At 41.2% G+C, this 13,735-nt stretch carries 10 protein-coding genes and 1 tRNA gene; 7 read left to right on the plus strand and 4 right to left on the minus strand.

Annotation, left to right across the window (positions count from 1 at the left end):
• Positions 1-13 precede the first annotated feature (13 nt).
• The 4 genes from AN389_RS17660 to AN389_RS17675 all read left to right on the plus strand — a co-directional run bounded on the left by AN389_RS17660 (position 14) and on the right by AN389_RS17675 (position 5,790).
• A complete protein-coding gene (locus tag AN389_RS17660; RefSeq protein ID WP_055016275.1) occupies positions 14-1,048 on the plus strand; it encodes an isoaspartyl peptidase/L-asparaginase family protein in 1,035 nt (344 codons plus the stop codon).
• A 93-nt stretch (positions 1,049-1,141) separates the two neighbouring features.
• Positions 1,142-5,029, plus strand: a complete 3,888-nt coding sequence (hrpA, locus tag AN389_RS17665) for an ATP-dependent RNA helicase HrpA (RefSeq protein WP_055020361.1) — start codon at positions 1,142-1,144, stop codon at positions 5,027-5,029.
• Positions 5,030-5,103: 74 nt separating this feature from the next.
• The gene (locus AN389_RS17670; RefSeq protein WP_055016273.1) at positions 5,104-5,484 is read left to right on the plus strand and encodes a PleD family two-component system response regulator; all 381 of its coding nucleotides are present in this window, start codon (positions 5,104-5,106) and stop codon (positions 5,482-5,484) included.
• A 9-nt stretch (positions 5,485-5,493) separates the two neighbouring features.
• A complete protein-coding gene (locus AN389_RS17675; RefSeq protein ID WP_055016272.1) occupies positions 5,494-5,790 on the plus strand; it encodes a PilZ domain-containing protein in 297 nt (98 codons plus the stop codon).
• A 97-nt stretch (positions 5,791-5,887) separates the two neighbouring features.
• Here AN389_RS17675 and AN389_RS17680 read toward each other — a convergent pair whose 3' ends face one another.
• Positions 5,888-7,078 carry a class I SAM-dependent methyltransferase gene (locus AN389_RS17680; RefSeq protein WP_055016271.1) on the minus strand — a complete coding sequence of 397 codons (1,191 nt, stop codon included), beginning with the start codon at positions 7,076-7,078 and terminating at the stop codon, positions 5,888-5,890.
• A 139-nt stretch (positions 7,079-7,217) separates the two neighbouring features.
• Between AN389_RS17680 and AN389_RS17685 the strand changes: the two genes are divergently transcribed.
• Both AN389_RS17685 and AN389_RS17690 read left to right on the plus strand, forming a co-directional pair.
• On the plus strand, positions 7,218-7,874 hold the full coding sequence (locus tag AN389_RS17685; protein ID WP_055018553.1) for an HD domain-containing protein: 657 nt from the start codon (positions 7,218-7,220) through the stop codon (positions 7,872-7,874).
• 1 nt (position 7,875) lies between these two features.
• Positions 7,876-8,304 (plus strand): VOC family protein, encoded by a 429-nt coding sequence (locus AN389_RS17690; protein ID WP_055018552.1) that lies wholly within the window; start codon positions 7,876-7,878, stop codon positions 8,302-8,304.
• Here AN389_RS17690 and AN389_RS17695 read toward each other — a convergent pair.
• Together AN389_RS17695 and AN389_RS17700 are read right to left on the minus strand one after the other, a co-directional pair.
• A complete protein-coding gene (locus tag AN389_RS17695; protein WP_055016268.1) occupies positions 8,301-9,296 on the minus strand; it encodes a two-component system response regulator in 996 nt (331 codons plus the stop codon). The two genes, AN389_RS17690 and AN389_RS17695, sit on opposite strands and share 4 nt — an antisense overlap.
• A gap of 9 nt (positions 9,297-9,305) precedes the next feature.
• Positions 9,306-12,638: an MHYT domain-containing protein gene (locus AN389_RS17700; protein ID WP_055020362.1), complete on the minus strand. Its 3,333-nt coding sequence runs from the start codon at positions 12,636-12,638 to the stop codon at positions 9,306-9,308.
• Between the two features lie 298 nt (positions 12,639-12,936).
• On the opposite strand from AN389_RS17700, the gene AN389_RS17705 reads away from it, so the two are divergent.
• The gene (locus AN389_RS17705; RefSeq protein WP_082429338.1) at positions 12,937-13,587 is read left to right on the plus strand and encodes a M48 family metallopeptidase; all 651 of its coding nucleotides are present in this window, start codon (positions 12,937-12,939) and stop codon (positions 13,585-13,587) included.
• A 62-nt stretch (positions 13,588-13,649) separates the two neighbouring features.
• Here AN389_RS17705 and AN389_RS17710 read toward each other — a convergent pair.
• Positions 13,650-13,734, minus strand: a tRNA-Tyr gene (locus AN389_RS17710).
• Between the last annotated feature and the right edge of the window lies 1 nt (position 13,735).

Here is a 13,735-nt window from a genome sequence, read left to right on the forward strand (position 1 = left end):
AAAAGAGCCCACGATGAAAAAAACAGTCTTATTATCGGTTTTAGCCAGCAGTTGCTTAACATTCAGTACACTAGCGTTAAGTGAACAAGCCCCGTTTGCCATTGCGATTCATGGTGGCGCAGGCACAATTGAAAAAGCCAAGTTTACCCCAGAGAAAGAAAAAGCCTACCGAGCTAAACTAGCCGAAGCAGTAGAGGCTGGTTACAGTGTGCTTGAAAAAGGCGGCGAAAGTTTAGATGCAATAACCACTGCCATTAAAGTATTAGAACAGTCACCTTATTTTAATGCCGGGCGCGGTGCCGTGTACACTTATGATGGCAGCCATGAACTAGATGCCTCAATAATGGATGGACGAAACCGTCAAGCAGGTGCAGTTGCTGGTGTAAAACACATAGAAAGCCCAATTGAATTGGCTCGCTTAGTAATGGATAACTCAGTACACGTAATGCTTAGTGGCCAAGGGGCTGAAGAATTTGCCAAAGAGCAGGGCGTTGAACTGATAGAAAACAATATATTTGATACTAAACATCGTTATGAAGCGCTTTTAAAAGCGAAGCAAAAATTAGAAAAAGAGCAAGCAACCAGCAAAAACTACCAAGCTGCACATAAAGCCCTGCCAACAAGTTATAAAATGGGCACAGTAGGGGCCGTGGCTCTGGATAAAAATGGTAATTTAGCGGCAGGTACATCTACAGGTGGCATGACCGCAAAACGCTTTGGCCGTATTGGCGATGCCCCTGTGATTGGTGCGGGTACCTTTGCTGAAAACGAGACGTGTGCGGTGTCGGCCACCGGTCACGGTGAGTATTTTATTCGCTACAGTGTTGCCAGTGATATTTGTGCACGTGTTAAATATCAAAATAAAACCATTGAGCAGGCAGGGGATGAGGTTATTAACCAAGTGCTTGCGCCTATAGGTGGTACAGGTGGTGTTATTATTGTGAATGCTAAAGGTCATATTAGTATGCCATTTAATACCTCGGGTATGTACCGAGCGAGCAAATCGAACACGCAAGCAACCTTTGTAGGAATTTTTAAAAACCAATAGCGATATATAAGCCTTATAGGGATTGTAGGATTAACGCTGCGCGTTTATTTTGATACTATTAGCCCTCATTTATTAAATTTATAAGGTGTGCGGGTGGTAAACCTAGGTCAGTTGTTTGGCGAGCTTAAAACGTGCTTAAAAAAAGATCAGTTTATATTTAAAAAACGCTTACATGGCGTAAAAAAAATACAAGACGAGACTAAGCAGGCCAATGTCCTTGAAAAAATAGCGGCTGATATTACCCGCAGCCAGCAGCTACGTGAAAAACGTTTAGCTGAGCTGCCCGCTGTAACGTACCCTGAACAATTACCGGTAAGTCAAAAAAAGGACGTCATTAAAGACGCCATTGCGAATAATCAAGTGGTGATTATTGCTGGTGAAACAGGCTCAGGTAAAACCACGCAAATACCAAAAATGTGTTTAGAGCTTGGCCGTGGGGTTGATGGCTTTATTGGGCATACTCAGCCAAGGCGTTTAGCCGCGCGCAGTGTAGCTAATCGCATTGCTGAGGAAATGAAATGTGAGCTCGGCCAACAAATTGGTTTTAAAATACGTTTTAGCGATCAGGTTTCTAATAATACGTATGTAAAACTAATGACCGACGGTATTTTGCTCGCCGAAATACAACAAGACCGTTTTTTAAATCAGTACGACACCATCATTATTGATGAAGCCCATGAGCGCAGCTTAAATATCGATTTTATTTTAGGGTATTTAAAAAGCTTACTGCCAAAGCGCCCCGATTTAAAAGTTATTATTACCTCGGCGACCATTGATCCTGAACGTTTTTCAAAGCACTTTGATGATGCGCCCATTATTGAAGTATCGGGACGTACATTCCCCGTTGAGGTGCGCTATAACCCAATAAGCGATATAAATAAAGACGCTATGGAAGCCGAAGGCGACCAATTGCAAGGTATTTTTGATGCGGTAGATGAACTGTGCGCTGAAGGGCCTGGGGATATCCTTATATTTTTAAATGGCGAGCGCGAAATACGCGATACCGCAGAGGCGCTCTCTAAACGTAATTTAAAACATACCGACGTATTACCACTTTACTCGCGCTTATCTAACGCAGAGCAAAACCGTATATTTGCCCCGCATTCGCGCCGCCATATCATTTTATCAACCAACGTGGCCGAAACCTCATTAACGGTGCCAGGTATTCGTTATGTAATAGACCCAGGTACAGCGCGTATTAGCCGTTACAGCTATCGTACTAAAGTACAGCGTTTACCTATTGAGCCAATTTCTCAGGCAAGTGCCAACCAGCGTATGGGGCGTTGTGGCCGTGTTGAAGCGGGTATTTGTATTCGTTTATACTCGCAAGATGACTTTATATCTCGCCCAGAATTTACAGACCCAGAAATACTGCGTACCAATTTAGCCTCTGTTATTTTGCAAATGTTGGCATTAGGGCTTGGCGATATGAGCGAGTTTCCGTTTGTACAAGCGCCAGATAGTCGCAATATTAACGATGGTTTAACTCTACTTGAAGAACTACAGGCGATTAAGCCGAGTAAAAAACGCCATCAAACGAGTTTAACGCAATCAGGTCGTGAGCTTAGCCGCTTACCGGTCGACCCGCGCCTAGCTAAAATGGTGCTCACGGCTAATAAGCTCGGTGCACTGCGAGAAGTTATTATTATTGTGGCTGCGCTGTCGATTCAAGACCCTAGAGAGCGCCCGCAAGAAAAACGTGCCGCTGCGAACGAAAAACACAGCCGCTTTGACGACCCTGACTCGGATTTTATTGCTTTTTTAAACCTTTGGAATTACCTAGAAGAGCAGCAAAGTGAGCTGACCAATAGCCAATTTAGAAAGTTGTGCCAAAAAGACTTTTTAGCTTATATGCGTATTCGTGAGTGGCAAGACATTGTTTATCAAATAAGCACTGTGTGCAGCGAAATGAAAATTAAAGCCACCACCCAAGTGGCTGACTCTGAGCTAATTCACAAAGCGCTACTGAGCGGCATGTTAAGTCATATTGGCTTTAAAGACGAAAAGCAAATATATAAAGGCGCTCGTAATAGCCAATTTCATATCTTTCCGGGGTCTGGATTATTTAAAAAGAGCCCCAAATGGATTATGTCGGCAGAGCTGGTAGAGACCAGTAAACTATACGCACGTATTAATGCCAAAATAGATATTAATTGGGTAGAGCCCCTTGCACAGCATTTAGTAAAACGAAGTTATTCTGAGCCGCATTGGGAGAAAAAACCAGGCGCTGTTATCGCGTTCGAGCAACAAACTTTATACGGCCTATTAGTGGTTAATAAACGCCGCTGTGTGTATAGCAATATAGACCCTAAAGTTAGCCGTGAGCTGTTTGTACGCACCGCCTTGGTAGAGCAAGAGCTTGGCTTAAATGAGCAGTTTTTAGCGTACAACCGCGAGCTAATAGAAGATATTCAGGTGCTTGAGCATAAATCGCGACGTCGCGATATTTTGGTTGATGAGCAAACGTTATTTGAATTTTACGATAAAAAAATACCTAAAGAAATCAACAACCGTGCAGCCTTTATAAAGTGGTATAAAACGCAAAAACAAAAAGACAAACGCTACCTATACATGACCCGTGAACAGCTTATGCAACACGGTGCAAGTAATATAACTGAGTTTGATTACCCAGATACATGGCAGCAAGATAATATTATTTTACCGCTGAGCTATCATTTTGACCCTGGACAAGCCGTTGATGGGGTGGCTGTACAAATACCGGTCGCACTTTTAAACCAAGTGCAAGAAACTGGGTTTGATTGGCACATACCCGCCTTTAGGCATGAGCTAATAAGTGGTTTAATAAAATCGCTGCCTAAGTCGTTACGTCGTAACTTTGTACCTGCTCCTAATTACGCTGATGCTGTACTGGCAGCCATTGAGCCTATGCAAGGCAGCTTACTCGATGCACTTACTACACGCTTACTAAGAATGACAGGCGTAAAAGTAGAGATAGAAGCGTGGGATTTAAACGCACTGGCGCCTCATTTACGCTTACAGTTTGAGGTACGTGACGAGCACGATAAATTGCTTGCACGCGGTCTCGATTTAGCAAAACTAAAAGCACAGCTGCAAGGCAAAGTAACCGATACGCTGTCAAAAGTGGCCGATAAAGGCATTGAAAAAGCCGATTTAACACACTGGGATTTTGGCGCTTTGCCTGCCTCATACGTTAAAAAGCAAGGCCAATACGAAATAAAAGCTTACCCAGCGCTGGTAGATAAAAAATTCACTGCGGCAATTGAGCTCTTTGATAGCGAAGAAAAAGCACAGCAAGCACATCAGCAAGGTTTACGTCGTTTAGTATTATTAAATGTACCCTCACCAATAAAGTACCTTCAGCAAAACTTGCCCAATAAAGCTAAGCTGGGCTTGTACTTTAATCCGTTTGGTAAAATTGCAGATTTAATTGACGATTGTATTGCAGCCGGTGTAGACAGCTTATTATTAAAGCATGGTGATATACGCGATGAAGAGGCTTTTGATAAAGTTAAAGAGCATATTAGGGGCGAACTAGGCGATGCTGTGGTAGAAATTGCCACACAGGTTGAACAAGTTTTAAGCATTGCTCACGCGTTACATAAAAAAATGAAAGGGCGCGTCGATTTAACTATGATAACTGCCCATGGCGATATAAAATCGCAGCTTGAGTCTCTTATCTTCAAAGGGTTTGTGAGTGCTCACGGTGCAAATAAAATGCCTGACCTAATTCGTTATTTAAAAGCGATTCAGAAACGTTTAGAAAAACTGCCTGTTGATCCTAACCGCGATAGACTGTGTGTTTTAGAGCTTGAAAAAGTAGCGCAAGAGTACAAAAAGCTCGTAAATAAAATTCCAAAAGGCTTACCTATCCCGCAAGAGGTAGAGGCTATTTTTTGGATGCAGCAGGAGCTTAGAGTATCACTGTTTGCGCAAACCTTAGGTACCCCATATCCTATTTCTGCAAAACGCGTTATGAATGCGATAAAAGAGATAGAATAAAACTTGCATTTTCTATTAAGCTTAGTACCTTAATAGAAGGATTTATTTTTGGTTGAGAAGGAAGCGACATACCTATGTCCTCATCGGTTGAACATAAGATTAAGCGGTTGTTAGTTGTAGATGACGAGTATTTTAATTATGAAATGCTTAAATCTGCGCTGACTTCAAAATTTGAAGTTAGTTATGCCGACTCAGGCAAAAGCTGTTTGGCGTCTGCCATTGCTAACCCGCCGGATATTATTTTGCTTGATGTATGTATGCCAGGCCTAGATGGGTATGATACATGTCGGATGCTTAAGCACACGCCTGAGACTAAAAATATACCCGTTGTTATGGTATCGGGATTAGAGTCGCCTTCGGAAAAGCAGGCGGGGTTTGATGCAGGGTGTGATGCCTATGTGGTAAAACCGTTTTCGATGGGTACTTTATTTGAGCAAATAAACACGGTTGTTTAAAGGTGATGAATGTTTACTGAAGATAAGCGCAATTTTAGACGTATGCAGGTTAATACGCCTGCGCAATTAACAACAATAGAGCCTATTGCAGGGCTAAATTATACCGCAGAATGTGTGGATTTAAGTGCCACTGGTTTATCACTTCATTTAGATGATTTACTTGAACTCGATACTTTGCTACAGGTTAATATAGAGTCAACTCACCCAAGTATTGCCTCTTTAAACGCAACGGCCAAGGTTATACGTGCTAGCAAAGAGGACGATGGCACTATTACAGCAGGATTAGAAATAGTCCAGTTTAACTAAATTAAATAAGCACCTAGCTGGTGGCTTTTGCTATTGCGGGAGTTAAATTACGTTCGATTTTTATTACCTACGTCCTTGTAGGTAATTACAATAATTTTTAGTAAACCTTACAAATTAAGCCCTTTAAGTAAAAGCCTTCAGGGTAACTGCCCGCAATAGGGTGATCGGCCGCTTGATTTAAACGTTCCATAATCAATAGCTCTTTACCCGCATCTAGCGCAGCGTCTGCTACCACTTTTTGAAACAAATTTTGCTCCATTAATCCAGAGCACGAAAAGGTAAGTAATGTACCGCCTGGCTTTAAAATTTGCATAGCAATCATGTTTATATCTTTATACCCACGACACGCTCCAGTTAACTGTGCTTTGTTATCTGCAAACTTTGGTGGGTCCATCACAATAGTGTCAAACTGTTTGCCTTCATCTCTATACTGGCGCAATAGTTTAAACACATCTTGTTTTACAAAATCGACTTTATTTAAATCTAAGTTATTGTGCTCTACATTACGCTTAGCGGTATCTAACGCTGGTTGCGATACATCAACATTAGTAACGTGTTTACAACCACCGCGTAAGGCATACAATGAAAATGTACCCGTGTAGCTAAAGCAATTTAATACGGTTTTATCTTTTGAAAAACGCTCAAGTGCTGCGCGGCTATCACGCTGGTCAAGGTAAAAGCCTGTTTTGTGACCTTCTAAAATATCCACTTCAAGCTTTAGGCCATTTTCTTCAATAAGCACAGGTGCTGAAGGCTCGTTTCCCCACAAAACGCCTTTGATGGGCTCTAAACCTTCTTTGGTGCGCACGTCTACATCAGAGCGCTCATAGATATTTGCACCAGGAAAAATAGCCATTAATGCGCCTACAATTTCACCTTTATGGCGCTCAGCACCAGCACTTAATAGTTGACATACTAAGGTGTTATCAAACTTATCGATAGTAACACCAGGTAAATAGTCAGACTCAGCAGCACATAATCTAAATCCAGTTAAACCGCCTTCGGCGATTGCATGCTCGCGCGCGTGTAAAGCACGGCGTAAGCGGCGCTCAAAAAATTCTTGGTCTATTAATTCTTTTTCATCAAAACTCCACACACGCGCTCTTATTTGTGAATGAGGGCTATAAGCTGCGGTGGCAAGAAATTTACCTTCACTGTCGTGTATTGTTACCGTATCACCTAGGCCTGGTTTACCTTTAATTTTTTTGATGGCTTTAGAAAATAACCATGGGTGTTTTCTTTTTAATGATTTTTCGCGACCAGCTTGGAGGTAAACGGCAGATGACATAAGGCTTCTCAGTAGTAATAAATAAGCGCTGTATTTTAGTCAAGCAAAGAGCAACATACAATGAATGTTTTGCAAGGAAGGTGTAAAGCACGGTAAAGTATGAACAATTTTTATATTAATTTGTTTTTGGAACATAACTGTGGCCAACTCTGTTTTAACCCCTGAGTTACAACAACTAGACTCTCAATGTCGTACATTTATTACTTCGCTAATACATGCTGATGTAGCTCACGACATAACACATATAGAGCGCGTAGTACGTGTTGCTATTCAATTGTGTCACGCCGAGCAAGCCAATATGAATATTGTTTTGCCCGCTGCATGGATGCATGACTGTGTTGCAGTGGCAAAAAACCATCCTGACAGAGCAAAAGCGTCAACCATGGCGGCAGATAAAGCCATTGCGTTTTTAAAGTCAATTAACTATGACGCGAGTTTGTTTGATGATATTCATCATGCTATTGCCGCCCATAGCTTTAGCGCCAATATAGCGGTTAAAACTTTAGAAGCTCAAATCGTGCAAGATGCCGATAGGATGGACGCACTCGGTGCAATAGGTGTCAGCCGTTGTATGAAAGTAGGGGGTTCTATCAGTCGCTTACTGTACAACCCTGATGATCCGTTTTGTGTTAACCGCGAAGCAGATGATAAAACCTATACCCTTGATCATTTTTTTATTAAATTGCTTCATATTGCTAAGAGCATGAATACGCCCTCAGCTAAAGCTGAGGCAGAGCGACGCACAGCGTATATGTATGCGTTTTTAGAGCAGTTAAAATCAGAAATTGGCCAATAGTATGAGCGCTCCATTATTATCGGGCATAGATCACTGCCACCTAAATGTTGAAAACATCCAAGAAGCGCTAAAATGGTATAAGCGGGTACTAGGCTTTAGCGTAGTTGAAGAGCTTGCCTTTTGGGATGAAAATGGCAAAGGGCCACTCACACTTGAAGATACCGCAAAAACAACGCGTTTAGCGTTGTTTGAAGCACAAGGTCGGAGTAAAGGGATTGCGTTTGCTGCCACCGGCGCACAGTTTATTTGCTGGGTTGATTATTTAAATGGCTTAAATATAAAAACAGTACTGGCCGATCACGGTGTTACGTTTTCACTTTATTTTAAAGATAACAGTGGGAATAGCCACGAAATAACCTCTCGTGACTACCCGCACATAAAAGCGGTATATGGCGATGTAAAACAAGGCTCGCACAAGCGCAATACTTAGTCTTGCTCTTGATATGTATTTTTAATTGCGATTATAGCATCGAGCTTATTTACAAATAAATTGATAAGGTGGGGGTCAAAGTGTTTACCCGCTTGTGCTTGCATATGCTCAAGTGCTTCTTCTACACTCCAAGCCTCTTTATACGGGCGTTTTGAGGTAAGGGCATCAAATACATCAGCAATAGCTACAATACGCCCTTCAACCGATATTTGTTCGCCTTTTAAACCATGAGGGTAGCCACTGCCATCCCACTTTTCGTGGTGTTCTATAGCTAGTTTATGGGCAAGTTGTAATAGCGGAGATGAAGAATTTGCTAAAATTTGTGCACCAATAACCGCGTGCTGTTTCATGTGGTCAAATTCTTCAGAGGTTAATCGCCCAGGCTTTAATAAAATAGCATCCGGAATACCTATTTTACCTACATCGTGCATGGGGGCAGCCTGGCGAAGTAGCTCGGCTTGGTGTTCATCCATACCAAACTCTAATGCTAATAATTTACTGTATTGGCTCATTCTAGCAATGTGCTCACCAGTGTCTGTGTCTTTGTACTCTGCAGCGCGGCCTAAGCGATGTACTAAATCAACATGGGCTTGCTTTAATTGCTCAGCTTGTACAAGCGATAAATGTGTTTTAACACGTGCGCGTACAATCGCAGGACTAATAGGTTTAGTTATGTAATCAACAGCGCCAAGTTCAAACCCTTTAAACTCATCACTTTCATCGCCCAGAGCCGTTACAAAAATAATTGGGATATGGGAAAGCGTGGGTGTGCTTTTAAGTATTTGGCATACCTCAAACCCATTCATATCGGGCATCATGATATCGAGTAATATGAGCTTAGGCTGTTCTTTCTCAAGTAGGGCAAGTGCTGCAGCGCCTGATTTAGCAAAAGACATGCGGTATTGATTACCTAATACTTCTCGCATAACTTTTAAGTTAGCAGGTTCATCATCAACGATTAAAATACGTGGCTTGTCTTTGCTAAAATCCATTCAATATTCTCATTCTTCGGTAAACTCTTTAATTAAATCGTCTAGTATGTGTTGCGCCTGATCAAAATCAAATTCATCAAATGCGTTTACAACCTCACTAATTTTAGTTTGTAAGTGTGCAGGTGCGTTATTTTCAAGCTGTGCAAGTAAATCATCGTTGAGCTCAGCACTTTGCGCTTCATGGTGCAGCGTTTCACACAGTGACTTTAATTCAGCTGTGCTTAGCGTGCTTTTTTGCTCAGTATCTTCACTTTCAGTAGGTGTGATTGGTGCACATTCATCGCCTGAAATTAATTGGGTTATTGTCTCTAATTCATTTTTTATTTGTGTAACTAACGCTTGAGATTGCTCAGGTATTTGCTCGCGTTCTAAATTGGCTAATAAAGTCATTAATGTTGTAAGGCCTAAATTACCTGCGACTCCTTTAAGGGTGTGTATCAGGCTATGCTCGTTTTTAATCTGCGATAATTTAGTATTAAATAAAATATCAAATCGTTTACTACTGTCATTTATAAATTTGGCAATTTCGGTTAACTGCTTGCATTTATTACCCCAAAGCATCACACCTTTTTCAAAGTCGATGTGTTTAGACTCTGGGTCTGATTGGCGAATCACCATATCTTTTGCAATACCTAAGCCAAGCACCTGCGCAATTTCTTGGTTAAGTTGATTTATATCTATAGGCTTATTAGCAAAGCCGTTCATGCCAGCTCGTTTAGCTGTAAGTTTATCCTGTTGTAGGACGCTGGCCGTTAGGGCAATAATAGGGGTGAATTTCAACTGTCTTTGTTTTTCGATAGCTCGAATTTTCGTGGTGGCTTCTATGCCATCACACTCAGGCATATGAATATCCATCAGGATGACATCAAAGCTTTGCTTTTCGAATATTTCCACAGCGTCTAAACCGTTGCTTGCCTTGGTAACTAAATGCTGATCTTTAGAAAGTAACAAAGAGAGTAACTCGGTGTTTTGCTCGATATCATCCACCACCAGCACTCTTAGTGAGGGTAGCTGGGTGTGTAGGCCATCGAAATGATCTATTTTCTCTGCATCGCCTTGTTTAAGAGGTAAAGAGAAATAAAAGCAGGTACCTTTGTTTTCTTCACTGACTAGGTTTATGGTGCCGCCCATCAGCTCTACTAATTGTTTACTAATGGTTGTGCCAAGTCCTGTACCACCAAAGCGACGAGTTGTGGTGCCATCGGCCTGAACAAACGGCTGAAAAATAGCTTTAACACGGTCTTTAGCAATACCTATACCGGTATCTTGCACTTCAAAAAAGAGCTGCTCGGTTTGTGTGGTGCTTACAGTGAGCTCAACCGATCCTTGCTCGGTAAATTTAATAGCGTTACCGATTAGGTTGGTTAAAATTTGCCTTAATCTATCTGGGTCGCCATAGTAGGTGCTGGCAACAGAGTCTTTAATGTTTAACTTTAAGCGTAGGTCTTTCTTTTTTGCTTCAAGCCAAAATGTCGAAATAATGCTATCGAGTACCTGTTTCAAACTAAAGTGTACTGGTTCAATCGTTAACTTTCCGCGCTCGAGCTTTGCGGTATCAAGCACTTCATTAAGGAGTCTCAATAATGAACGCGCCGCATTATTGACTGTAACCAAATGTTTTTGCTGTTCTTGGTTTAGCGGTGTGTCCATGAGTAGGTCGCTAAAACCGATAATAGAATTCATTGGTGTGCGAATTTCGTGGCTCATATTAGCCATAAACGATTGCTTAGCGTGCGCAGCTTCTTCAGCTTGCAATTTAGCTTGTTCTAGTTTGTCTTCGTATTCTTTTTGCTCTGTGATATCTACTAATACCCCATCTATCCACTGCGGGTTATTCTCTTTATCAAGGGTTATACTGCCTTTATCGAGTACCCAGGCGACTTTACCGTTGCGGTGGCGTATACGGTATTCTACCGAGTATTTTAAGCTTGAGGTCATGGCTTGTGCTACGGCTTCGTTAACCGTTGGTTGATCTGTTTTTAAAATGAGATCATTAAATTCAATGCAGCTTTCTGTGAACTCTTCTGGCGTGTAGCCAGTGAGCTCCGTTATGGTCGGGCTGATAAATAACATGCTCCAGTTTTCATCGTATTTACAACGAAAAGCAGCGCCAGGCATATTATCCATCAAAGAGCGGTACTTTTGCTCTTTTTCAATAAGGCTTTGTTGCAAGGCGCGTTGTTCGGTTAAATCTGTAATAAAACCAACATATAATGGCATCTGGTCGGGCTGGTTAACTTCTCCTATGCCTAAGCGTATTGGGAAGAGGTGGCCATCTTTGTGCTTAGCAGAGACATCTCTATTTATACCAATTACCTTACCAAGATCTACATTTTTGGCGTTAGACAAATAGCCATCGTGGTGGCGAGCGATTTCATCGGCCATCAGCATTTTTACATTTTGCCCCTGAACGTCACTTTCTCGCCAACCAAAAATTTTGCTGGCAGCTTCGTTAAAGCTCAATATAATGCCGGTGTGATCTATAGTTACAATGCCATCAATAGCAGTGCCTAAAATAGCATTTAAGCGCGATTCATCCGCCGATTTCTCCTCAAGCAATAAGCGGTATCTAACCATGCCATTTATAACTGCAATAACACAAGTTATAGCAACCGTCGCGGTAGCTACGGCAATAGCCACAAAAGCAAGCTCAGTGGTTGACTCTTGATAATCAGGTAAAAGCGGTGTGGTTGCAACAAATCGAGTAGCGGCCATACCCATGTAGTGCATGCCTGCCACTGCTGAACCTAAAATAATAGCGGTAATAGCACGCGCTTGTATCTGTGATAAATTAGGTAGCAAACGCGTTAAATAATAACGGGTAAAAAGTGCTATAAACGATAAACCAACAGCGACTACAATCGATAAAGCAAACATGGCAGGGTCGTAACGTAGTAACGGTGCCAGCTCCATAGCAGCCATGCCACTGTAATGCATTGTGCCAATACCTGAGCCAAGTAAAATAGAGCAAATAATAAGGTGTTTGAAAGAGCCTGGCGATTTTACTAAAATCGAAAAGGCATATTGGCATGCAATAAATGCAGGTAAAAAAGATAAAAGGGTTATCAGCGGATCATAACTTATATCTGTGCATAGCGAAAAAGCCAACATACCTATAAAGTGCATGCTCCATATGCCGGCCGATAAAACAGTGGCTCCGGTTATATTGGCTAGGCGTTTATAGCTTTCGAACTGTGTTTGCTTAGCTACATCAACTAACCATACGGTAAAAAAGGCTGCAAAAATAGCGGTAACGACCGATAAACTAACCAGTATAGGGTTATATGCACCATTGATAATAAGGCTCGGATCTTGATCGGTTATAAAAAATGCAGAGAGCATAACGACTCAAATTAGTATCTTTATTAAACTAGTTTAATAGATTTATTATATAAATAAACTGTTAATCTAATAATTTATACTATAAATCTGTGAGGTTACTTTTTCTTGTAAAAATATTAACATACGCAGTGCACTTCATTAATAAAACGTTATTTTGAGTTAGTAAAAAATACTGAACCTATTTATTTATCGTTAAATAACTACATTGAATAGATAAGGCTTTATAATAGGCTTTTTTAGATTTTGAGCATACACCTTGTTTGAGTATCAGTTAAAGCGAAGTACAAGGCGTAAAACAGTGGCAATAAAAGTGAGCCAACAATTAGTTACTGTTTATGCACCTACGCACGTATCAAAAATACATATAGAACAATGGCTGCTCAGTAAAAAAGAGTGGGTAGCTGCGCAATTACATAAACAACTTAATGCTATTGATGTTCAGCAATACCCATTTAAAAGTCAGAAAGTTACGGTGTTTGATAAACCATATACTATTACTTTCGCTAAAGGGACACGCTCATATGTTCAGCAGTCCGACAGCGAGTTTATTATTTACACTTCTAAGCGAGTAAAAAAACAGCTCGAAAAACGTAAGCAGCTACTTTGCCTTGCTCTTGAAGAAATGCTAACAAACTACATTGAAATGCGTTTAGCTTATTATTGCCAACAGATGTCAGAAGCATTACCGACTAAATTGACGATTGGAAGTTATAAACGTAAGTGGGGGAGTTGTAATTCTCGACGAGAACTAACCTTTAACCTAAACCTTGTTGGGGCACCGCATCATATAATTGATTATGTTATTGTGCACGAATTGGCTCATTTAACGCATTTAAACCACAGCAGCGCTTTTTGGAAGCGCGTAGCTAAATTCTATCCCGATTATAAATTGGCATCAGCATGGCTTAAAAACCATGGGGCAACATTACAGTGGGTATTTGATAATTAGTCTAAAAATGAAATTTAAATAGTGATGAAAAAGAGATAGAAAAAGATACTTAAGATAAGAAGTGGTGGAGGGAGCTGGATTCGAACCAGCGAAGGCTGAGCCGTCAGATTTACAGTCTGATCCCTTTGGCCGCTCGGGAACCCCTCCA

It is taken from the genome of Pseudoalteromonas sp. P1-7a, assembly GCF_001401855.1.
Taxonomy (GTDB): Bacteria; Pseudomonadota; Gammaproteobacteria; order Enterobacterales; family Alteromonadaceae; genus Pseudoalteromonas.

Excerpts from the sequence above, each read along its gene's own strand:
- AN389_RS17700 (WP_055020362.1), bottom strand. The coding sequence starts at position 12,638 with ATGCTCTCTGCATTTTTTATAACCGATCAAGATCCGAGCCTTATTATC.
- AN389_RS17670 (WP_055016273.1), top strand. The coding sequence starts at position 5,104 with ATGTCCTCATCGGTTGAACATAAGATTAAGCGGTTGTTAGTTGTAGAT.
- AN389_RS17690 (WP_055018552.1), top strand. The coding sequence starts at position 7,876 with ATGAGCGCTCCATTATTATCGGGCATAGATCACTGCCACCTAAATGTT.
- AN389_RS17695 (WP_055016268.1), bottom strand. The coding sequence starts at position 9,296 with ATGGATTTTAGCAAAGACAAGCCACGTATTTTAATCGTTGATGATGAA.
- AN389_RS17680 (WP_055016271.1), bottom strand. The coding sequence starts at position 7,078 with ATGTCATCTGCCGTTTACCTCCAAGCTGGTCGCGAAAAATCATTAAAA.
- AN389_RS17675 (WP_055016272.1), top strand. The coding sequence starts at position 5,494 with ATGTTTACTGAAGATAAGCGCAATTTTAGACGTATGCAGGTTAATACG.
- AN389_RS17660 (WP_055016275.1), top strand. The coding sequence starts at position 14 with ATGAAAAAAACAGTCTTATTATCGGTTTTAGCCAGCAGTTGCTTAACA.